The organism is Streptomyces sp. NBC_00989, assembly GCF_045162655.1.
Taxonomy (GTDB): domain Bacteria; phylum Actinomycetota; class Actinomycetes; order Streptomycetales; family Streptomycetaceae; genus Streptomyces.
This window is the reverse complement of the sequence record NZ_CP108728.1, coordinates 10,834,885-10,856,937: the sequence shown is the minus strand read 5'-3', so window position 1 is coordinate 10,856,937 and position 22,053 is coordinate 10,834,885. Positions and strand designations below refer to the sequence as shown.

Here is a 22,053-nt window from a genome sequence, read left to right as displayed (position 1 = left end):
CCCGTGGGGACCGGCGCCGTTCGACGAACCCGTTCAGGCGAACCCGCACCGAAAGACGCGTACCGCCGCCCGACCCCGTCGACACCTGTGCCGTGACCCCGCCACCGCCCCTCCCCCACATCCCGCCCATGCTCGCCACCCCCGGCCCCCTCCCGCCCACCGCCCAGGACGCCCGGTGGGCCTACGAGACCAAACAGGACGGCCAGCGCGTACTCGCCTACCTCCCCGGCGACGGCAGCGTCCTTCTCCGAGCCCGCTCCGGCCAGGACATCACCGCCGCCTACCCCGAACTGCTCGCTCTCGGCGGCGAGTTGGGTACCACCCCGGCAATCCTCGACGGCGAGGTACTCGCCCTGGACGAACAGGGCCGCGCCGACTTCCAGTTGCTCCAGGGGCGGATGGGCCTGGCCCGGTCACAGGCGCTGGCTGCGCGCCGAGCCGCCGAAACACCCGTCCATCTCGTGCTGTTCGACATCCCCCACCTCGGCCGGCCGCTCCTCGCCCTCCCCTACGCCGACCGACGCACCGCCCTGGAGCGGCTCGGTCTCGACGGCCCGTACTGGTCGACTCCCGCCGCCCTCACCGGACATGGCGCCGAGGCACTGCGGGCCACCCGCGAGCACGGACTGGAGGGCCTGGTCTGCAAGCGGCTGGACTCGGTGTACGAACCCGGGGTGCGTTCCCGCGCCTGGGTCAAGATCCGCAACCTGCGCGGCGAGGACGTGCTCGTCGGCGGCTGGGTGCCCGGCAAGGGGCGCCTGACGGGTCTGCCGGGTGCGGTGCTCGTCGGGCAGCGCACCGCCGGCCGGCTGCGGTACGTCGGCAATGTCGGCACCGGCTGGAGCGAGACCGAGCGCGCCGAACTCGCCGTACTGCTGCGGGCCGCCGGGACCGACACGTGCCCCTTCGACCCCGTACCGCCGGTGGCCGGCGCGCGCTGGGTGGTGCCCCGGCTGGTCGGCGAGGTCCGCTACAGCACCCGTACCCGGGCCGGGATGCTGCGCCAGCCGTCCTGGCTGCGGCTGCGCCCGGACCTCGCGCCGGAGGAGTCGGCGGCGGATCTGCCCGAGCGTTAAGGAAGTTGCGTAGCTCAAGTCTTGGGCCGCCCGTTACCGAAGTGACATCCCACCCCCTTGGCGCGTACATGGAAAGTCGGCACCATGAAAGCCCTTTCCCCCCAGAGCCGTTGGGCTGCACCCAAGAGGAGGACGCAGTGTCGTCCCAGAAGTCCCGAATCCGCCGTGGAAGGTGGCTCGCCGGCCTCGGCGGTGCCGCCGCCCTGGTCATCGCCTTCCCCAGCGTCGCCTTCGCCGCGCCGCCCACGGCACTGCCCGCGAACGCCGAAGCCGCCGAGCAGACGTATCTGCCCGCCTTCGACTACGACACGGACGGCTGCTACCCGACGCCCGCGATCGGCCCCGACGGGACGATCAACGGCGGCCTGAACCCGACGGGTTCGCTCAGCGGCGAGTGCCACGACGCCTCGGACCTCGACAACACCAACAGCTACTCGCGCTACAAGTGCAACAACGGCTGGTGCGCCTACATGTACGGCCTGTACTTCGAGAAGGACCAGGCCGTCGCCAACTCCAGCATCGGCGGGCACCGCAACGACTGGGAGCACGTCGTGGTGTGGGTGCAGAACGGCACGATCCAGTACGTGTCGACGTCCAACCACGGTTCGTTCACCGTGCACGCGGCGTCCGACGTCCGCTTCGACGGCACGCACGCCAAGATCGTCTACCACAAGGACGGCATCGGCACGCACGACTTCCGGCTGGGGAACGCGAACGACGAGCCGCCGGAGAACGCCAAGCACACCTGGCAGTACCCGCCGCTCGTCGGCTGGAACGGCTACCCGGCGGGCCTGCGCGACAAGTTGAGCGCCTACGACTTCGGCAGCGCCAACTTCGGTCTCAAGGACGCGAACTTCGTGGCCCACCTCACGTCGGCCAAGCCGTCCGGAATCACGTTCGACCCGGCCGCCTGACCGAACCGTCCAGGGGGCACCATCGTTCTCAGGGTTCCCGGAGTCACCTCGACCCCGGGAGCCCGAGAGGACGGAACGTGGCAGCTGAACGCGGGATCTCGCGGCGGGCTCTCCTGATCGCGCTGGGCATCGCCGGAGCGACGGCCGTCCCGGCGGGTGCGCAGGGCCCGGCTCCCGGGAACGGATACACCATGCCCACCCTCGCCTTCGACGACCAGGCCGTCCAACGCCGCCTCGGCACCGTCCACGCGTCCGCGCTCAGATCCGTGTCCGGCGCCAACACCATCGGCGCCGACCGCTCGGTGTACGACAAGGCCGGCCTGCTCAGCTACCCGCCCGGCACCGTCGTCCGGGCCGGCGGCGGCTATCCCGCGCCGCAGCGCTGGACCCGGGACGCGGCCGTCAACGCGTGGAGCGGGGTCAGCCTGCTGGCGCCGGACGTCGGCCGCAACACCCTGTGGTCCGTGGTCGACCGCACGCGGGACGGGTTCGTCGTCCAGCAGGACAACCAGTGGTGGGACCAGATCGTGTGGGTCCTGGCCGCGCACCACCACTACCTGGTCACCGGCGACCGCGACTTCCTCACCCGGGCCCACGAGACGTCCGCGCACACCCTCGCGGCCCGTCGCGCCCAGCACTTCAACCCCGCCTTCGGTCTCTTCGAGGGCCCGGGCTTCATGAACGACGGCATCTCCGGCTACCCCAGCCCGCCCGCCTCGACGTCCGTCCACTCCTCCTTCGTCCTCGACCACCCGCACGCCGACAGGCTGATGTGCCTGTCGACCAACTGCCTCTACTACGGCGCCCAACTCGCCCTCGCCGCCATGTCCGAGGCCCTCGGCCACCCCGTACAGGCCGCCTCGTTCCGCTCGGACGCGGAGCACCTGCGCACGGCGATCGACCAGCATCTGTGGCGCGCGGACGCCGGCACCTACGCCTATCTCGTGCACGGCGAGGGCACCCGTGCAGGACACGTCGACACCTCGCAGGAGGGCGCCGGCCTGGCCCTCGCGATCCTCCTCGGCGTCGCCGACTCCCGACGCGCCGTCCAGATCCTCGACTCCACGCACTGGCAGCCGTACGGCGTCGTCAACGTCTGGCCGCACTTCCCGCGCTTCGACGACGGGCATCCGGGACGGCACAACGTGATGGTCTGGCCGATGGTCCACGGGCTGTTCGGCCAGGCCGCCGCCGACGCGGGCCGCCCGGAGCCGTTCGCCCTCGCCACCGGCACCCTCGCCGACCTGGTCACCACGAGCGGCGGCTTCTACGAGCTGTACGACTCCGTGACCGGCGCGGTCGACGGCGGCTGGCAGGGCGGCGCGAGCGGGCACGCCGACCACTTCGTGTCGCAGCCCGACCAGACCTGGTCGGCGACGGCGTTCCTCCGCCTGATCCACGACGGCCTGTTCGGCCTGACGTTCACGGACGGCTCCCTGCGGCTGAGCCCGTGCCTGCCCTCGGACTGGGGCACGGTGAGCCTGCGCGGACTGCGGTACCGGGGCATGACGCTCGACGTCACGCTGAGCGGGGGCGGAACCCGGGTGCAGTCGTGCACGGTCGACGGGGCGTCCGGCTCACCGGTCGTGGCCGCCGACGGGCAGGGACATCGGGTGATCTCGATCGTGCTGGCCGACTGAGCGCTCCGCTGGTCGGGCGGGGAAATGCGGCTCCGCCGCCGGACCTCGATGGGTCGTCGTTCGGCTGCCGCGCCGTCGTGGCTGATCGCGCCCACGCGGCCGAGCCACAGATCGACAAAGCCCCGCGCCCCTTCGGGGCGCTGCCCGAACCGCTTGGGTCCTCAGGCCTAGGACCGGAGGTGGGCGCTTCTTCCTCCTCCGGTCCGTTCTGCGGACGCGGCTCCGCGCCTAGCGTGCTGGGCATGGACACGAGCGGAACGCTGGAAGAAGCATTCGAACGACTGCACTCCACCGGGCCCGAGCGCGCGGGCTGGCTCAGCAACCACGCCCCGATGGTCGCCGAGGCGCTCGCCGCGCACGGACAGGCGGGGGCCGTCCACCACTGGCTCGATCTCTACCGGGACAAGCTGGAGGACTTCCCCGATCCGGTGGCTCCCGTCACGGACGCCAACTGGCCCGCCGCGCTGGGCGATTCACGCCGGGCCGCCGACTGGATCGGCTACTTCTCCCGGACTCTCGCCGAGCGGCCCTGGCAGGACGTGCTCGCCGTGTGGTGGCCGCGGCTGCTGCCCGGGATCGCCGCGGGCGCCACCCACCCGGTCATCCGCGTCGGGCATGCCGTACGGGCCCTCGGCCTCGACGAGAACGAGCCCCGCCGTACCGAACTCGCGCACGGGCTCGGCTATTGGGCGGCGCGGCACCAACCCGTCTCGGGCATCGCGGAGTTGCCCGCCGGTCCCACCGCCGCCGGTGCCCTCGACGCCGTGCCGCCGATCGCGGGAGGGGTGGCCGGGTTCCGGGCGCGGCTGGGCACCGTGCGTCAACTGCCCGTCTGGGCGGGCGAGGTGAGCGATCCGGACGTGGCGCGGGAGCGGCTCACCGAGTTGGTGCGCGCGGCCACGCATCGTTACGCGACCCACGGTCACGGCGAACCGACCATGCTGGTGCACGCGGCGACGGCGCCCAACGCCGTGCTGCGTGCCCTGGACGCGCTCCCTCGTGAGCTGTGGGCGCCGAGCCTGCGCGCGGCGTGGACGGCGTCTGCGGCGGTCACCGCGATGTACGCGCCGGAGGAGGCGGTCGCCTTCGTTCCGCACGTGCGGCTTACGGCCGAAGAGGTGATGGAGCGGGCCCTGGAGCATGGGGACGAGCACGTGATCAAGTTGACGGACACGGCCCTGGATGTCGGGGACGAACGGGCTCTCGCCGCGGCACTGCGGGCCGTGGAGATCAGTGAGCCCCTTGTGCGAGGCCGGGCCTGAACCTGTTGCCAGGTGTACCCATCGGTCAACACCGACATGCCGGACGGTCTATCGTGTCCGCATGTCCGTGCCCGAACTGATCCGTATCGTCTCCCGCGACTCGCCCATGGCGCTGGCCCAAGTGGAGCGTGTGCGCGCCGAGTTGGCCGTCCTTCATCCGCAGGTGCGCACCGAGGTCGTGCCGGTCAAGACGACCGGTGACAAGTGGATGGGCGATCTGGCCCTGGTCGAGGGCAAGGGGGCGTTCACCAAGGAGGTGGACGCCGCGCTCCTCGCCGGTGTGGCGGATCTCGCGGTGCACTGTGTGAAGGACGTGCCCGCCGACCGTCCGCTGCCGGCCGGTACGACGTTCGCCGCGTTCCTGAAGCGGGACGACATCCGTGACGCCCTGGTCCACCCGGGCGGGCTGACCCTCGACGAGCTGCCGGCCGGGACCCGCATCGGCACCTCGTCGGTCCGGCGGGTCGCGCAACTCGCCGCCACGCACCCGGAGTTGGAATGCGTGCCGTTCCGCGGCAACGTCAACCGGCGGCTGGAGAAGCTCGCGGCCGGTGAGGCCGACGCGCTGTTGGTCGCGATGTCCGGCCTGGAGCGCATCGACCGGCTCGACGTGGTCAGCGAGGTGCTGTCCCCCGAGGTGATGATGCCGCCGATCGGCGCGGGCATCCTCGCCCTCCAGTGCCGCGAGGGCGACACCGACGTCATCGACACGGTCAGCGGGCTCGGTCACCCGGAGACGCACCGGGAGGCGACCGCGGAGCGCATGTTCCTGCACGTTCTCCAGGGGCACTGCAACAGCCCGATCTCCGGCTACGCACAGGTGGACCGGAGCGGTGAACTGTCGCTGCGCGCCTGTGTGTTCACCCCGGACGGCAAGACCCGCCTCAACGCCCACGAGTGGGCGGGCCGCCTGGACCCGGCGACGCTGGGCACGTCGGTGGCCGTGGCGCTGCTGCGGCAAGGTGCCCGGGAGATCATCGACGGCATCCCGCACTGACCCGGGAGTCTCGGGCGGCGCCGGGCCACACCTGGTCCCGGAGGCTCAGGGGGTGCCGGGTTCCGCCTGGTCCCGGAGGAAGTTGCTCACCTGGTGGGCCAGGCCGTCCCGCCCCACGCCGGTGGCGACGGCGGCCTCGCACAGACCGATGCCGCCCGCCCACAGGCGCCGCTCGGTCCACTCCTCCTCCACCCGCAGCTGGACCTGTACGTCCACCTGCTTCAGGGAGGCCTCCGCGCCGGCCGCGTAGACGACGGCGGTGGCGCGGCGCAGCGGATGGACGTCGAAGCCCTCGATGAACTGCGAGCTGCGCCAGTCGATGAAGGCGCTCTCGCCGTCCGGACCGAGCCTGACGTCGATCTGGCCGTCCTCCAGGTGGATGCCGTAGTGCCGCGCGCCGCGGTTCTCGACGGTGACACGGAGCGTGAAGTAGGTCAGCCCTTCGGCCGCGTCGTCACGTCCGCGTGGCGGCTCGGCGGCGGCCAGGCTGTGGACGCGGACACGCAGACCGGCATGTTCGTCGTACTCCTGCCAGTCCCCGACCACGTTCGGCTCGTACACGGTGCACCCTCTCGACCTCAGAGAGCTGCTTCCTATCTGTGTGCTCAGCGCACTGTCAAATGAGCAGAATGCGCTGTGGCCAGCGTTTTCGCCCGCTTGATCACTGATCAAGCCGTGCGCAGGAAGAATCCGCTTTCCGGCCGTCGAATCCTGGGCGGCAGCGTGCCGCACATCACGTCCCGTCCAAGATCAGCGGGCGAGCCGTCCGAGCAGGGAGGAAGCGGCGGCGATACCCAGGGCGGCGGCCACCAGCAACACCGCGAAGTCGGTGCCCAGATGGGACGGGGTGCCGAGCAGCAGCCCGCGCAACGCGTCCACTTCGTAGCTCAGCGGGTTCACCTTGCTCACCGCCTGGAGCCAGCCGGGCATGATCGCCACCGGGTAGAGGGCGTTGGAGCCGAAGAACAGCGGCATGGTGATCGCCTGCCCGAAGCCCATCAGGCGATCCCTGCTGAGCACGATGCCGGCGATGGTCATCGACAGACAGGAGAAGAAGGCCGAGCCGAGGATCACGATCGCGCCGACGCCGATCAGCTTCAGCGGGTTCCAGGTCAGCGCGACTCCGAGGATCGCGGCGATGACGACCACGACGACGGCCTGGATCAGGGACTTCACGCCGGCCGCGAAGGCCTTGCCGGTGATCAGTGCCGAGCGCGGGGTGGGGGTGACGAGGAGCTTGTTGAGGATGCCCGCGTCGCGTTCCCAGATGATCTGGATGCCGTAGAAGATGGCGATGAACATCGCGGACTGGGCGATGATGCCCGGGGCGAGGTAGTCGATGTAGGGGATGCCGCCGGTGGGGATCGCCTTGATGCGGGTGAAGGTCTGGCCGAAGATCAGCAGCCACAGGGCGGGTTGGACGGCGCGGGTGTACAACTCGGTGCGGTCGTGGCGGAGTTTCTGGAGTTCGACGGCGCACATCGCGATGACGCGGGCGGGCAACAGGCGCCAGCCGGCCCGGGGTTCGGGCGGGGTCAGGAGGAGGTTCAGGTCGTACTCGGGGGCTGGGTCAGCCGACGCGGTTCGCGGTGCGGCGGGTGCTTCGGACATCGCGGAAACCTCCTGACTGGTCTTCGAGACCGCTGCCGGCTATGTCCCGGAAGACGTCCTCAAGGGTGGGCAGCGGATCGGTGGCGGGGGCGCCCTCGGCGCGCCGGCGTTCCCCGAGGCCTTCGCGGAGCTGCTCCGGGGTGCCCAGGGCGCGGATGCGGCCGCGGTGCATCAGGCCGACGCGGTCGCAGTACTGGTCGGCCTCGTCCATGTAGTGGGTGGTGACCAGGACGGTCATGCCGGTCGCCTCGCGCACGGCGTTGATGTGCTCCCACACGCTGGTACGGGCGATCGGGTCGAGGCCGATCGTGGGCTCGTCCAGGATGAGCAGGCGGGGCGCGCTGACCAAGGCCTGCGCGAGTTCGAGGCGGCGGACCATGCCGCCGGAGTAGGTGTTGGCGAGCCGGTCGGCGGCGTCGGTGAGGTCGACCGCCCGCAGCGCCTGGGCGACACGGGCGGCGCGCTCCTTGCGCGGCACGTCGAAGACGCGGGCGAAAAGAGCGACGTTCTCACGGCCGGTGAGCCCGCTGTCGGCGGACAGCTGCTGCGGGACGTAGCCGAGCATGCGGCGCACCGACATCTGTTCTTTGGCCGTGTCGTGGCCGAAGACGTGGACCATGCCCGCCGGGACCGGCAGGAGGGTGGTGATGCAGCGGATCGCCGTGGTCTTCCCGGCGCCGTTGGGGCCGAGCAGTCCGAAGACCTCGCCCTCCCCCACGGACAGGTCGAGCCCGTCGACCGCGGTCGTCTCGCCGAAGGAATAGGCGAGCCGGGTGCAGCTGACGGCCGCGGACCGCCCGGCGGCAGTGTCGGTGTCGATGGCGGTGGCAGCGTCGATGGACGGCGTCATGACTCCTCGGCCTCCTCGTGCAGGTTGACGGCCAGTTGGCGCAGGGCCGGGAGCGCGGCGCGCAGCGCGTCCCGGTCCGCCTGGTCGAGACGGTCCACCTGCCCGCGTACGAGGGCAGCGCGCCGCGCGTGCCAGTCGCTGAGCCGGGTCCTGGCCGCCTCGGTGAGCTGGAGGCGGGCGGCGCGCCGGTCGGCGGGGTCCGTCTCGCGGATCATGAAGCCGTCCCGGACGAGCTGGTTGACGAGCGTCGACACCGAGTTGCTCGCGAGGAACAGCTCCTTGGCCGCGTCCGAGATGCCGATGCCCGGCCGGACCTCGACCAGGCGCAGCAGCTCGACCTCGGCGCCGCGCAGCCGCGGTACGGCCATCTCGCTCCGCAGTCGCCTGCGGATCAGCCGCTGGACACCGACGAGCGCGTCGGCCAGCTCTTCCGGGAAGTTCTCCGTCTCCACACTCGGAGATTACCTCTTTAGCAGAGGTAACTAACCCAAAAGGATGGTCAAGACCCGTGCTCGGGAGGCACCGGGTCCACTTCCGGTTGGACACTGGGGGGAGACCGGTGGCCGCCGGTCAACGAGATCGGAACGCGACTGCCATGAACCACGACAGGAAACCGTCCCCCGGTGAGCCGGACACCGTCTCGACCCGTTCGGTGTTCGGCGCCCCCTGCTGGGTGAGTCTCACGAGCCGCGACGTGGAGACGACCGAGACCTTCTACGAGGCCGTGTTCGGCTGGAAGTGGCGCCCGGCCAGCCTCGGCGACCGCTTCCGGATCGCCACGGCGAACGACACTCCGGTGGCCGGTCTGGCCGCGGTCGCCTCCATGTGGCAGGTCGCGGTGGCCTGGACGCCGTACTTCGCCGTGCCCGACGCGGATGTGACCGCGGCCCGGGTCCGGGAGCGCGGCGGCACGGTCGCCGTGGGGCCGCTGTCCTTCCCGCCCGGCCGCGCGGCCCTGCTCGGCGACCGGGACGGCGCGACCTTCGGCATCTGGGAGGGCGACCTCATCCGCGGCTGGGAGACCTGGCGCCGCTCGGCCCCGGCCTTCGTCCGGCTGCGCACCCGCGACGCCTTCGACGCGGCGATCTTCTACGGCGAGGTCCTCGACTGGGCGTCGGCGGACCCGGCGAGCTGCGACGTGCAGTACGAGGGCGGCGAGGTCGTGCTGCGCAGCGGCGGGAACGTCGTGGCCCGCATCGAGTCGGGCGCCCTGGAGGCGGCCCCCGACCCGACCGTCCGGCCGCACTGGCAGGTCCACTTCGCGGTCTCGGACATCAGGTCGTGCGCCCGGGTCACGGAGGCGTACGGCGGGAGTGTCCTGCGGGAGAACCGCACCGAGGCCGTCCTGCGCGACCCCGACGGCGCCCGTTTCACGGTCACTTCGCGCGACGCCCCCTGACCCCACCGCCCTCCCGCGCGGGCCGCGACAACAGCACCAGACTGCGCGCCTCTACGGCCATCTCGGTGGCGGCCTTGTGTTCCGTCTCGTCCGGGGCGCCCTGCGGTTCGGCGGTGTCGATCAGGGTCGTCCAGCGCTCGCCGTAGGTGACGTCGGGCAGACGGAAATCGACGGGCTCCCAGTAGCTGTTCAGCAGGAGCAGGAACGAGTCGTCGACGACGGGTCCGCCGTGCGGGTCGCGCTCGGCGATGGCGTCTCCGTTGAGGAACACGCCCACGCAGTGCGCGTCGGAGCGCTGCCAGTCGAGGTCGGCCATCTCGCGCGCGTCGGGCAGGAACCACACCAGGTCGGGCAGCGGCTGTCCGGCGTGCACGGCGGTCTCGCCCCGGAAGAACCGGCGCCGACGCAGCACCGGATGTGCGGCGCGCAGCCCGATGACGTACCGCGTGAAGTCGGCGAGTTCACGCTGCTCACCCGTCAACTCCCAGTCGATCCAGGAGACTTCGTTGTCCTGGCAGTAGGCGTTGTTGTTGCCGCCCTGGGTGCGGCCCAGTTCGTCGCCGTGGCCGAGCATCGGGATGCCCTGCGAAAGGAGCAGTGTGGCAAGGAAGTTGCGCTGCTGACGCCCGCGCAGTTCAAGAACGGCGGGGTCGTCCGTCTCCCCCTCGGCCCCGCAGTTCCAGGACCGGTTGGTGCTCTCACCGTCCCGGTTCCCCTCCCCGTTGGCCTCGTTGTGCTTGTCGTTGTACGAGACCAGGTCGCGCAGGGTGAACCCGTCGTGCGCGGTGACGAAGTTGACGCTGGCGCGCGGTCGGCGCCGGCTGTGCTGGTACAGGTCGGAGGAGCCGGTGAGCCGGGACGCGAACTCGCCGAGCGTGTGCTCGCCGCCCCGCCAGAAGTCCCGTACGGCGTCCCGGTACTTGCCGTTCCACTCCGACCACAGCGGCGGGAAGTTGCCCACCTGGTAGCCGCCCTCGCCCACGTCCCACGGCTCGGCGATGAGCTTGACGCGGCTGATCACGGGGTCCTGCTGGATCAGGTCGAAGAACGCCGACAGCCGGTCCACCTCGTGGAACTGCCGGGCCAGCGTGGCCGCGAGGTCGAAGCGGAAGCCGTCGACGTGCATCTCGGTGACCCAGTAGCGCAGCGAGTCCATGATCAGCTGAAGGACGTACGGGTGCCGCATCAGCAGGCTGTTCCCGGTGCCCGTCGTGTCGTAGTAGTGGCCCCAATCGCCGTCCACCAGACGGTAGTAGGAGGCGTTGTCGATGCCCCGGAAGGACAGGGTGGGGCCCTTCTCGTTGCCCTCGGCGGTGTGGTTGTAGACCACGTCGAGGATGACTTCGAGCCCGGCGGCGTGCAGCGCCTTCACCATGGACTTGAACTCGGTGACCTGGCGCCCGCGTTCGCGATGCGCGGCGTAGGCGTTGTGCGGCGCGAAGAAGCCGATGGTGTTGTAGCCCCAGTAGTTGGACAGGCCCCGGTCCTGGAGCACCCCGTCCTGCACGAACTGGTGCACCGGCATCAACTCGACGGCGGTCACCCCGAGTTGGACGAGGTGCTCGACGACGGCCGGGTGCGCGAGCCCCGCGTACGTCCCGCGGAGTTCCTCGGGCACCTCCGGGTGGGTGCGGGTCAGGCCCTTCACATGGGCCTCGTAGATCACCGTGTCGGCGTACGAGCGCCGGGGCGGCCGGTCGTCGCCCCAGTCGAAGGCCGGGTCGGTGACCACGCCGAGCATGCCGTGCCCGGCGCTGTCACCCGGTGCCGGTCCTGCCGAACGCTCGTACAGCGAGGGGTCGTTGTCGATCTGTCCGTCCACCGCCCTGGCGTACGGGTCGAGGAGCAGTTTCGCCGGGTTGCAGCGGTGACCGGCGGCCGGAGCCCACGGACCGTGCACCCGATAGCCGTAGCGCTGACCCGGTCCGATGCCCGGCAGATAGCAGTGCCAGACGAAGCCGTCGGCCTCGGTGAGCGGGATGTCGTGATGTCGGCCGTCGTCGCCGACGAGGACGAGGTCGACGCGTTCGGCGACCTCGCTGAACAAGGCGAAGTTGGTGCCCGTCCCGTCGTATGCGGCCCCCAAGGGAAAGGGGTGCCCGTTCCAGACGGGCACCCCTTTCCGGGACGGGCGCGCGGTCACTTGGCGTCCTCCAGGACGCCGTGCGTCGGGCGGGCCGGCAGGGCGGCCGGTACCTCGCGGGGAAGCTGGAGCATCTCCCGCAGACGCGGCGCGGGCGTCCTCGGGACCCGGGGCACGCGTTCGCCGCTGCGGGCACGCTGCGAGAACCAGATGACCTTGCTTCCGGTGTCGGTGGCGCAGCAGCCCCAGCCGTCGCTCATCGCGGCGATCCGGGCGAGGCAGGCGCGCAGGTCCTGGTCCGGGCGCAGATCGCGGTCGTTGTCGCCGATGGCGGTGATCAGGTGCTGGCCGTTCCACCACAGCTCTATCGACGTGTGCTTGTCCGTGGCGCGCTCGTCGATGGCCCGCAGCAGCAGCTCGGCGCCGCGGCAGACGGGATTCACGAGGATCTCCAGGTCCCACAGGCGGAGATGGGCGGCCAGGATGCGCCTGACCTGCCCGACCCGTTCCGGCGTGACGTCCACATCGAGGTGGTAGTAGCAGGGCACTGCGGTCTTCATCTTCGTTGGCTCCCTACCGGCGAAGCTCGCGCTTCCCCTCGCCCTGCGGGGCCGGGGCCCCGAACACGAAGCGTGAGCAATGATCGCTTCTGAGTCAGCTCCAGAGTGCGAGCGCTAGGCCATTCGTGCAACACGAGCGACGGGTGAGGTAGTTGAAGAACCAACAAGACGCTTGGTCATCACCTGTGCACCATGAGTGAAAGCCTCGACTGCCGTGACGGAGCCATGACCCTCCGTGCACGGCCGCCACCCGACGGTCGGGAACCGCGGTCCGCCGAGGCGAAAGGTGAACAGCGCCATGCTGCTACCCGCCAAGGCCGAAGTCGCCCGCCAACTGCGGCGCTATCGGGCGTGGGAACGCGTGATGCTCGCATCGCCGGGCGACCGGACGGTACGGGCCACCTTCGAGGACTCGGGCTACACCCTGTGCGTGCTGATGGGGAAACGCTGCGCGCGCGAGGCCGCGGAAGCCGCCGAACGCTTTCTGCGCGGCAGCCGGAGCACGTACCAGCAGGAGCAGAACGCCCGCCCTCGTACGGCGGCCGTCGTGCACCGCGGGCCGCCCGTCGCGGTCGACCGGCGTTCCCCGGCGGGAAGGTAGTCCCCCTTCCGGCGCAGCTTGGACCCCGGCCGGGCGAACAGCCCGGCCTCGACCACGGCGGAGGTGAGACCCATGAACGCGACCCCGGCAGCCATCGGCCGCATTCCGGTACGTGACGTACGCCCGTCCGTGGACAGCGGCGCGCGCCCGGCGAAGGCGGTGGTCGGCGAGACGTTCCAGGTCACCGCCACCGTCTTCCGCGAGGGCCACGACACGATCGGCGCCAACGCCGTGCTCTACGACCCGGACGGCCGCCCGGGCCCATGGACCCCGATGCGGGAACTCGCCCCCGGCAGCGACCGCTGGGGCGCCGAGGTCACACCGACCGCGACAGGCCGTTGGTCCTACGTCGTGGAAGCCTGGGGCGACCCCGTCGCGACCTGGCGCCGGGCCGCCCGCATCAAGATCCCGGCCGGCATCGACGTCGGCCTGATGCTGGAGGAGGGCGCGGAGCTGTACGCCCGAGCCGCCACCGGGATGCCCGAGGGACCGGCCCGCGCCACGATGCTGGCCGCCGCGGAGACGCTGCGCGACGACACGCTGCCGGTGGGGACGCGCTTCGTGGCCGCGTTGACGCCGGGGGTGGACGGGGTGCTGGAGCGGTATCCGCTGCGGGAGTTGGTGACGGTTTCCGCACCCCGCTCTCTGGTGGTCGAGCGGGAGCGGGCTCTCTACGGCGCCTGGTACGAGTTCTTCCCGCGTTCCGAGGGCACTCCGGCCCAGCCCCACGGCACGTTCCGTACGGCCGCGAAGCGGCTGGACGGGATCGCGGCGATGGGCTTCGACGTCGTCTACCTGCCGCCGATCCATCCGATCGGGAGCACCTTCCGCAAGGGTCCCAACAACACCCTGTCCGCAGGGCGTGAGGATGTCGGCGTCCCCTGGGCGATCGGCTCACCGGAGGGCGGGCACGACGCGATCCACCCGCAGCTGGGCACGCTGGAGGACTTCGACGCGTTCGTCGCGCGGGCCGCCGAGCTGGGCATGGAGATCGCGCTCGACTTCGCGCTCCAGTGCTCCCCCGATCACCCGTGGGTGGAGAAGCACCCGGAGTGGTTCCACCACCGCCCGGACGGCACGATCGCGTACGCGGAGAACCCGCCGAAGAAGTACCAGGACATCTACCCGATCGCCTTCGACCGGGACATGGACGGCCTGATCACCGAGACCGTCCGCGTGCTGCGGCACTGGATGGACCACGGGGTACGCATCTTCCGCGTCGACAACCCGCACACCAAGCCGGTCGTCTTCTGGGAACGGGTGATCGCCGAGATCAACGGCGCCGACCCGGACATCATCTTCCTGGCCGAGGCGTTCACGCGTCCGGCGATGATGGCCACCCTCGCGCAGATCGGCTTCCAGCAGTCGTACACCTACTTCACCTGGCGCAACACGAAGGAAGAACTCACCGAATACCTCAGCGAGTTGTCGGGCGAGGCGGCTGCCTACATGCGGCCGAACTTCTTCGTGAACACCCCGGACATCCTGCACGAGTTCCTCCAGGACGGCGGCCGCCCCGCCTTCGAACTGCGCGCGGTACTGGCCGCCACCCTCGCCCCGACCTGGGGTGTCTACAGCGGCTACGAACTATGTGAGAACGCCGCTCTCCGGCCGGGCAGCGAGGAGTATCTCGACTCCGAGAAGTACCAACTCCGCCCGCGGGACTGGGAGTCCGCCGAGCGGGAAGGACGTAGCATCGCGCCATTGCTGGGCAAGCTCAACGACATCCGGCGCCGTCACCCCTCGCTGCACCAGCTCAGGAATCTCCGCTTCCACCGGACGGACAACGACGCGCTGATCGCGTACAGCAAGAGCACGGGTGTGGACACGGTTCTGGTGGTCGTCAACCTGGATCCGCACCATACCCAGGAGGCCACGGTCTCGTTGGACATGCCGCAACTCGGCCTGGAATCAAACGAATCCATGTCGGTGTACGACGAACTGACGGGTGAGTCCTATCAGTGGGGCAGGACCAACTATGTGCGTCTCGAACCCGGCCGGGCTCCCGCGCACGTGCTCCACGTCCGGCGGTCCACTCAGAGCGGAGGGTCAAGAGCTTCATGACTGTCAACGAACCGGTCCACGACACCTTCGAGGACACTCCCGCCAAGGACCGGGACCCCGAGTGGTTCAAACGCGCCGTCTTCTACGAGGTCCTGGTCCGCTCCTTCCAGGACAGCAACGGCGACGGCGTCGGTGACCTCAAGGGCATCACCGCCAAACTCGACTACCTCCAGTGGCTCGGCGTCGACTGCCTCTGGCTACCCCCGTTCTTCAAATCCCCCCTGCGGGACGGCGGTTACGACGTCTCCGACTACACCGCCGTACTCCCCGAGTTCGGCGACCTCGCCGACTTCGTCGAGTTCGTCGACTCCGCCCACCAACGCGGCATGCGCGTCATCATCGACTTCGTCATGAACCACACCAGCGACCAGCACCCGTGGTTCCAGGAATCCCGCAAGGACCCCGACGGGCCCTACGGCGACTACTACATGTGGGCCGACGACGACAAGCAGTACCCCGACGCCCGCATCATCTTCGTCGACACCGAAGCCTCCAACTGGACCTTCGACCCCGTCCGCAAGCAGTACTTCTGGCACCGCTTCTTCTCCCACCAGCCGGACCTCAACTACGAGAACCCGGCCGTGCAGGAAGAGATCCTGGCCGCCCTCCGCTTCTGGCTCGACCTCGGCATCGACGGCTTCCGCCTCGATGCCGTCCCCTATCTCTATGCGGCCGAGGGCACCAACTGCGAGAACCTGCCCGCCAGTCACGACTTCCTGAAGCGCGTCCGCCGGGAGATCGACGCGATGTATCCGGACACCGTGCTGCTGGCGGAGGCGAACCAGTGGCCCGAGGACGTCGTCGACTACTTCGGCGACTACCAGAGCGGCGGGGACGAGTGCCACATGGCGTTCCACTTCCCCGTGATGCCCCGCATCTTCATGGCCGTGCGCCGCGAGTCCCGCTACCCCGTCTCGGAGATTCTCGCCAAGACCCCCGCGATTCCCTCGGGTTGCCAGTGGGGCATCTTCCTGCGCAACCACGACGAGCTGACCCTGGAGATGGTCACCGACGAGGAACGCGACTACATGTGGGCCGAGTACGCGAAGGACCCCCGCATGCGCGCCAACATCGGCATCCGCAGGCGCCTCGCGACCTTGCTGGACAACGACCGCAACCAGATCGAACTCTTCACGGCCCTGCTGCTCTCGCTGCCCGGCTCGCCGATCCTCTACTACGGCGACGAGATCGGCATGGGCGACAACATCTGGCTCGGCGACCGCGACGCCGTCCGCACCCCCATGCAGTGGACCCCCGACCGGAACGCCGGTTTCTCCTCCTGCGACCCGGGCCGTCTCTTCCTGCCGGCCATCATGGACCCGGTCTACGGCTATCAAGTCACCAACGTCGAGGCCTCGATGTCGTCGCCCTCCTCGCTGCTGCACTGGACGCGCCGCATGATCGAGATCCGCAAGCAGAACCCGGCGTTCGGTCTCGGCTCGTACACGGAGCTCCAGTCGTCGAACCCGGCGGTGATCGCGTTCCTGCGGGAGTACGAGGACGACCTCGTCCTGTGTGTGCACAACTTCTCGCGGTTCGCGCAGCCCACCATGCTCGATCTGCGGGAGTTCGACGGCCGACATCCCGTGGAGCTGATCGGCGGGGTGCGGTTCCCCGCCATCGGTGAACTGCCGTATCTGCTGACGCTCGCGGGGCACGGCTTCTACTGGTTCAGGCTCCCGCGAGCCGCTTCCCGCATCGGCCGACGACTTTGAGGATGTGCCGGAGAAAGGACGCGTCACCATGCCGAAGACCGCACCCCTCCGACTGAGCAGTCCCGGCGTCGACAGGCCTCCGGCCACGCTCGCCGGGCTGTTGCGCGAATGGCTGCCCGGGCAGCGCTGGTTCGCCGGCAAGGACCGGCCGGTGGCCGACCTCGACATGCTGTCCACGACCGAACTCTTCCCGGGCTGCCTTCACCTGCTGGTCCACGCCTCCCACACCGGGGTCCCCGCGCCGGGTGGCACTCCCCCGCCCGGCGACTGCTACCAACTCCTGCTGGGCGTACGGGAACACGTCTCGCCGCGGCTCGCCCGGGCCTACATCGGCCGTGTGCAGGAAGGTCCGTTGGCCGGGCTCGCGGTCTACGACGCGCTACAGGATCCACGGTCGGCGGAGCTGTTGCTGGAGCGGCTGCGGCATCCCGGTACGACGGGTCCCCTGCGCTTCGAGGCGGACCCGTCGGCGTCCGTGCCCGCCGGGCTCACGTCCCGGCTGCTGGGTGCCGAGCAGTCCAACTCCTCGCTGGTGTATGGCGATCGGTTCATTCTGAAGGTGTTCCGGCGTATCCAGTCCGGCGTCAATCCGGACCTGGAGCTGCCGGAGGCGCTGGCCGCGCAGGGGTGCAAGCGGGTCCCGGCGCCGGTGGCGTGGTTCCGGACGGCGGAGCCCCGGGCCGCGACGCTCGGTGTGCTCCAGCCGTTCCTGCCGGACGCCTCCGACGGCTGGGCGCTCGCACTGCGCGCACTCGCCGACGGTGACGAATTCACCACCGAGGCCCATGAGTTGGGGCAGGCCACCGCCGACGTCCATCTCGCGCTGGCCGCGGCTTTTCCGTCCGAGAGCGGTACCGGAAACGAACACACGGCGACCGTGATGACCGAACGTCTGGAGGCCGCCGCGCACTCCGTACCCGCGCTACGGCCGTTCGTGCCGGGGCTGCGGACCGCGTTCGGCGCGCTGGTCGGCCGTGATGCCGGGCCGCCCGCCCAGCGCATCCACGGCGATCTGCATCTCGGGCAGGTGCTGCGGGCCGGACGCGACTGGTTCGTCATCGACTTCGAGGGCGAGCCGTCCAAGCCGCTGGCCGAGCGGCGCAGCGCGCAGTCCCCGGTGCGGGACATCGCCGGGATGCTGCGCTCCTTCGACTACGCGGCCCGGCAGCGCCGCCCCTGGCGTCCGGAGTGGGCCCGTCGCTGCCGGGAGGCCTTCTGCGCGGGCTACGCGGCCAGGGCCGGCTGGGACCCCCGCACCAAGCACGCCCTGCTGCGCGCGTACGAGACGGACCGCGCTGTGTATGAAGTGCTGTACGAGGCCAGACACCGTCCGGACTGGCTTCCCGTACCCATGGCGGCGATCGAGCGTCTCGCCGTCCGAGGAGGCTGAACTCCGTGGCCCTGCGCGACACTTCACCTCAGGAGGCGGGCGGTCCGTCCACGACCGTTCCCCTGGACCCGGCCGACCGGGCGCGCCTGCTCGCGGGCGCCCACCACGACCCGCACGCGCTGCTCGGCGCGCATCCGGTGCCGGGCGGGACCGTCTTCCGAGCGCTGCGTCCGTACGCCCGTGCCGTGAGCGTCGTGATCGACGGTTTCCGCACCCCGCTCACCTCGGAGGGCGACGGCCTCTTCTCCGCCGTACTCCCGCTCGACACGCTTCCGGCGTACACGCTGCTGGTGTCGTACGCGGAGGGCGCCGAGCACGAGGTCCACGATCCGTACGGCTTCCTGCCCGCCCTCGGTGAACTCGACCTGCACCTCATCAAGGAGGGGCGGCACGAGGAGTTGTGGAAGGCGCTCGGCGCGGAGCCGATGACGCACGGAGACGTGGCCGGCACCCGCTTCACCGTGTGGGCACCGAACGCCCAAGGGGTGCGCGTCGCGGGGGACTTCAGTTCCTGGGACGGTACGGCCTTCCCGATGCGGTCGCTCGGCTCGTCGGGCGTGTGGGAGCTGTTCCTGCCCGGGGTGGGCGAGGACGCCCGCTACAAGTTCGAGATCACCTCCCGGAGCGGCGAACGCTTCCTCAAGGCAGACCCGATGGCCCGCCGTACGGAGGTGCCGCCCGCCACGGCGTCCATCGTGACGGCCTCGCACTACGAGTGGGGCGACGAGGACTGGCTCGCACGGCGGACGGAAACCCCGGTCCACGAGGCGCCCTTCTCGGTCTACGAGGTTCATCTCGCCTCCTGGCGACCCGGCTTGACGTACCGTCAGCTGGCCGTCGAGCTCCCCGCGTACGTGAACGAACTGGGCTTCACGCACGTCGAGTTCATGCCGGTGGCGGAGCACCCCTTCGGTGGCTCGTGGGGTTACCAGGTCACCGGTTTCTACGCGCCGACCTCCCGTCTGGGCACCCCGGACGACTTCAAGTTCCTCGTCGACGCGTTCCACCAGGCCGGTATCGGCGTGATCATGGACTGGGTTCCGGCGCACTTCCCCAAGGACGACTGGGCGTTGGCCCGGTTCGACGGGGAGCCGCTGTACGAACCCGGGGACGAGCGGCGGGCCGAGCATCCGGACTGGGGGACGTACGAGTTCGACCTCGGACGCACCGAGGTGCGCAACTTCCTTGTGGCGAACGCCGTCTACTGGTGCCAGGAGTTCCACATCGACGGCCTGCGCGTGGACGCGGTCGCCTCGATGCTCTACCTCGACTATTCGCGCGACTCGGGCCAGTGGACCCCGAACGTCCATGGCGGGCGCGAGGACCTGGACGCGATGGCCTTCCTCCAGGAGATGAACGCGACCGTGTACCGCAGGGTGCCCGGTGTCGTGACGATCGCCGAGGAGTCCACCGCCTGGGACGGGGTGACGCGGCCGACCGACACCGGCGGTCTTGGCTTCGGGTTCAAGTGGAACATGGGCTGGATGCACGACTCGCTCGACTACATGTCGCACGAGCCCGTCCACCGCAAGCACCACCACCACGAGATGACTTTCTCCATGGTCTACGCCTACAGCGAGAACTACGTCCTCCCCATCTCCCACGACGAAGTCGTCCACGGGAAAGGGTCGTTGGTGTCGAAGATGCCGGGCGACTGGTGGCAGCAACGCGCCAACCACCGCGCCTACCTCGCCTTCATGTGGGCCCACCCCGGCAAGCAACTCCTCTTCATGGGCCAGGAGTTCGCCCAGGGCACCGAATGGTCCGAGTCCCACGGCCCCGACTGGTGGCTCCTGGACCCCGCCTACGACGCCGCACCCGACCACCGGGGCATCCAGGACCTCGTCCGCGACCTCAACACCGCCTACCGCGCGACCCCCGCCCTCTGGCAGCGCGACACCGACCCCGGCGGCTTCCGATGGGTGGTGGGTGACGCGGCCGAGGACAACGTCTTCGCGTTCCTGAGGTTCGACGCGGAGGGCTCGCCGCTCCTCGCGGTCAGCAACTTCTCCCCCGTCGTGCGCCATGACTACCGTCTCGGTGTCCCCGACGATGTCGCTGCCTGGCGCGAGACCCTCAACACGGACACCGCCCGCTACGGCGGCAGCGATGTCAGGAACCCCGACCCGGTCAAACCGGAGGGCGGCCAGGTCCGGCTCACCCTCCCGCCCCTGGCGACGGTGTGGCTGACACCGGGGTGACATCCTGCTCCCATGCCGACGCCGATCCACTCCGACACCACCCGAACAACCGGCCTGCACCTGGAGTTGCGTGACGTCACGCAGGAAGTGCGGGGCGCCGGGCGGGTGTTGGACGACGTGTCCTTCGAGGTCGGGGCCGGCCGGCTGACGGTCATCGCGGGCAGCAGCGGCGCGGGCAAGACCGTGCTGTTGCAGACCCTCGCGGGACTCCAGAGCCCGGCCTCGGGGGACGTACTGCACGACGGGGCCCGACCGGGGGCGCCCGGGCCGGAGTTCGGGTTCGTGCCGCAGGAGGACGTCATCCACCGTGAGCTGCCGTTGCGGCGCACGCTGGAGTACGCGGGACGGCTGCGGATGCCGGGCGAGACGGTGTCGGCGCGGGTGACGGAGGTGCTCGACGTCCTCGGTCTTGCCCGGCGTGCCGACACGCCGGTGCGGGCGCTGAGCGGCGGGGAGCGCAAACGGGCCTGTATCGCCGCCGAGTTGCTGACCCGGCCCCGGGTGCTGTTCCTCGACGAGCCCACGTCCGGGCTCGATCCGGTCACCGGGGCCGCGCTGTTGGCGACCTTGCGCGGTCTGGCCGACTCCGGGACCACCGTCGTCCTCACCACCCACGTGCTGGCCGATCTGCCGCGCTGCGATCAGGTCGTGTTCCTGTCGCCGGGCGGGGCGGTCGCGTTCGTGGGGGCGCCGGACGCACTGCTCGGGGCGTTCGGTGCAAAGACGGCGGAGGACGTGTACGCGGCGGTGGCGGAAGGGAGACGCGCCGAGCGTGCCGCCCCGGTGCCGCGTGCGGAGCGGGCACCGGCGCCTGTCGCGCACCGTCCGCCGCGCGTCGGCGCCGTACGCCAGTGGGCGCTGCTGACCCGTCGTACGACGGCGTTGTTGGTGCACAACCGGCTGTCGGTCGCCGTGTTCGCGGGGTCGCCGGTGATGATCGTGGCGATGTTCGCGGTGTTGTTCCGGGCGGGCGCGTTCGATCCGGCGGCGCCCGATCCGGGGTCCACGGCGATGATCATGTTCTGGATCGCGTTCGGGGCGTTCTTCTTCGGGCTGACGTACGGACTGCTGCAGATCTGCACGGAGTTGGCGGTGCTGCGCCGTGAGTGGCTGGCCGGGGTCCGGATCGGACCGTATGTCGCCTCGAAGCTGACCACCGTCCTGCCGGTGCTGGCGGCGGCGGACGCGCTGCTGCTGGCGGTGCTGCGCGCGCTGGACCGGCTACCGGCGGCCGGTTGGGACACGTACGCCTCGCTGTTCCTCACCAGCGTGCTGGCCTCGGCCGCCGCGCTCGCCCTCGGGCTGCTCACCTCGGCGGCGGTCACGGACCCGGGGCAGGCCACCCTGATGCTGCCGTTGCTCTGCTTCCCCCAGGTGCTGTTCTCGGGGGCGTTCGTGCCGGTGCCGCGCATGGCGTCCGCCGGAGAGGCGATCAGCTGGGCGATGACCAACCGCTGGGCCTTCGAGGCACTCGGCAGCGCGATCGGCCTGGAAAGCCTGTGGCGCGACGGCAACTCCCCCGCCGGACCACCCCTGTTGCGCTCCTACGGCGACTCGTTCGCGCACCCGGCGGAACGCGGCTGGCTGATCCTCGCGGGGTTCGCCGTGCTGTTCCTGGCGGCGACCTGGGCGGTGCTGGTGCGCAAGTGCCGTCAGGGGGTGACCGCGGCGCGCTCGGGTCGGTGAGGCG

General features: G+C 70.4%; 18 protein-coding genes. 12 read left to right on the top strand and 6 right to left on the bottom strand.

Annotated features, from left to right (window positions below; all coding sequences use genetic code 11):
• Positions 1–128 precede the first annotated feature (128 nt).
• The 5 genes from OG714_RS48895 to hemC all read left to right on the top strand — a co-directional run bounded on the left by OG714_RS48895 (position 129) and on the right by hemC (position 5,889).
• Positions 129–1,076 (top strand): ATP-dependent DNA ligase, encoded by a 948-nt coding sequence (locus OG714_RS48895; protein ID WP_406132201.1) that lies wholly within the window; start codon positions 129–131, stop codon positions 1,074–1,076.
• A 137-nt stretch (positions 1,077–1,213) separates the two neighbouring features.
• Positions 1,214–1,990, top strand: a complete 777-nt coding sequence (locus OG714_RS48890) for an NPP1 family protein (RefSeq protein ID WP_406130951.1) — start codon at positions 1,214–1,216, stop codon at positions 1,988–1,990.
• A 77-nt stretch (positions 1,991–2,067) separates the two neighbouring features.
• Positions 2,068–3,630: an MGH1-like glycoside hydrolase domain-containing protein gene (locus OG714_RS48885; protein ID WP_406130950.1), complete on the top strand. Its 1,563-nt coding sequence runs from the start codon at positions 2,068–2,070 to the stop codon at positions 3,628–3,630.
• A 242-nt stretch (positions 3,631–3,872) separates the two neighbouring features.
• The gene (locus OG714_RS48880; protein ID WP_406130949.1) at positions 3,873–4,892 is read left to right on the top strand and encodes a questin oxidase family protein; all 1,020 of its coding nucleotides are present in this window, start codon (positions 3,873–3,875) and stop codon (positions 4,890–4,892) included.
• Positions 4,893–4,953: 61 nt separating this feature from the next.
• The gene (gene hemC / locus OG714_RS48875) at positions 4,954–5,889 is read left to right on the top strand and encodes a hydroxymethylbilane synthase (protein ID WP_406130948.1); all 936 of its coding nucleotides are present in this window, start codon (positions 4,954–4,956) and stop codon (positions 5,887–5,889) included.
• Positions 5,890–5,934: 45 nt separating this feature from the next.
• On the opposite strand, the gene OG714_RS48870 is transcribed toward hemC, so the two are convergent.
• The 4 genes from OG714_RS48870 to OG714_RS48855 all read right to left on the bottom strand — a co-directional run bounded on the left by OG714_RS48870 (position 5,935) and on the right by OG714_RS48855 (position 8,802).
• A complete protein-coding gene (locus tag OG714_RS48870; RefSeq protein WP_406130947.1) occupies positions 5,935–6,450 on the bottom strand; it encodes a hypothetical protein in 516 nt (171 codons plus the stop codon).
• Between the two features lie 189 nt (positions 6,451–6,639).
• Complete coding sequence (locus tag OG714_RS48865) at positions 6,640–7,500, bottom strand: ABC transporter permease (RefSeq protein WP_406130946.1); 861 nt, start codon at positions 7,498–7,500, stop codon at positions 6,640–6,642.
• Entirely contained in the window at positions 7,460–8,350 is an 891-nt protein-coding gene (locus OG714_RS48860) for an ABC transporter ATP-binding protein (RefSeq protein ID WP_406130945.1), read from the bottom strand. The genes OG714_RS48865 and OG714_RS48860 overlap by 41 nt, the downstream gene beginning before the upstream one ends.
• On the bottom strand, positions 8,347–8,802 hold the full coding sequence (locus OG714_RS48855; RefSeq protein WP_406130944.1) for a MarR family winged helix-turn-helix transcriptional regulator: 456 nt from the start codon (positions 8,800–8,802) through the stop codon (positions 8,347–8,349). Before OG714_RS48855 ends, OG714_RS48860 begins: the two co-directional genes overlap by 4 nt.
• A 143-nt stretch (positions 8,803–8,945) precedes the next feature.
• On the opposite strand from OG714_RS48855, the gene OG714_RS48850 reads away from it, so the two are divergent.
• The gene (locus OG714_RS48850; RefSeq protein ID WP_406130943.1) at positions 8,946–9,749 is read left to right on the top strand and encodes a VOC family protein; all 804 of its coding nucleotides are present in this window, start codon (positions 8,946–8,948) and stop codon (positions 9,747–9,749) included.
• On the opposite strand, the gene glgX is transcribed toward OG714_RS48850, so the two are convergent.
• Positions 9,727–11,892, bottom strand: coding sequence for a glycogen debranching protein GlgX (glgX, locus tag OG714_RS48845; protein ID WP_406130942.1), 2,166 nt, complete (start codon positions 11,890–11,892; stop codon positions 9,727–9,729). The genes OG714_RS48850 and glgX overlap by 23 nt on opposite strands.
• A complete protein-coding gene (locus OG714_RS48840; protein WP_406130941.1) occupies positions 11,889–12,392 on the bottom strand; it encodes a pep a2 in 504 nt (167 codons plus the stop codon). The genes glgX and OG714_RS48840 overlap by 4 nt, the downstream gene beginning before the upstream one ends.
• Positions 12,393–12,690: 298 nt before the next feature.
• Between OG714_RS48840 and OG714_RS48835 the strand changes: the two genes are divergently transcribed.
• From OG714_RS48835 to OG714_RS48810, 6 genes are all read left to right on the top strand, one after another.
• A complete protein-coding gene (locus tag OG714_RS48835) occupies positions 12,691–12,993 on the top strand; it encodes a DUF5133 domain-containing protein (protein ID WP_406130940.1) in 303 nt (100 codons plus the stop codon).
• 72 nt (positions 12,994–13,065) lie between these two features.
• Positions 13,066–15,057: an alpha-1,4-glucan--maltose-1-phosphate maltosyltransferase gene (locus tag OG714_RS48830; RefSeq protein ID WP_406130939.1), complete on the top strand. Its 1,992-nt coding sequence runs from the start codon at positions 13,066–13,068 to the stop codon at positions 15,055–15,057.
• Positions 15,054–16,772 carry a maltose alpha-D-glucosyltransferase gene (gene treS, locus OG714_RS48825; RefSeq protein WP_406130938.1) on the top strand — a complete coding sequence of 573 codons (1,719 nt, stop codon included), beginning with the start codon at positions 15,054–15,056 and terminating at the stop codon, positions 16,770–16,772. Before OG714_RS48830 ends, treS begins: the two co-directional genes overlap by 4 nt.
• Before the next feature lie 28 nt (positions 16,773–16,800).
• Entirely contained in the window at positions 16,801–18,162 is a 1,362-nt protein-coding gene (locus OG714_RS48820) for a maltokinase N-terminal cap-like domain-containing protein (protein WP_406130937.1), read from the top strand.
• A 5-nt stretch (positions 18,163–18,167) separates the two neighbouring features.
• Positions 18,168–20,363 carry a 1,4-alpha-glucan branching enzyme gene (gene glgB / locus OG714_RS48815; RefSeq protein WP_406130936.1) on the top strand — a complete coding sequence of 732 codons (2,196 nt, stop codon included), beginning with the start codon at positions 18,168–18,170 and terminating at the stop codon, positions 20,361–20,363.
• A 12-nt stretch (positions 20,364–20,375) separates the two neighbouring features.
• Positions 20,376–22,049 (top strand): ATP-binding cassette domain-containing protein, encoded by a 1,674-nt coding sequence (locus OG714_RS48810; RefSeq protein WP_406130935.1) that lies wholly within the window; start codon positions 20,376–20,378, stop codon positions 22,047–22,049.
• Positions 22,050–22,053 lie beyond the last annotated feature (4 nt).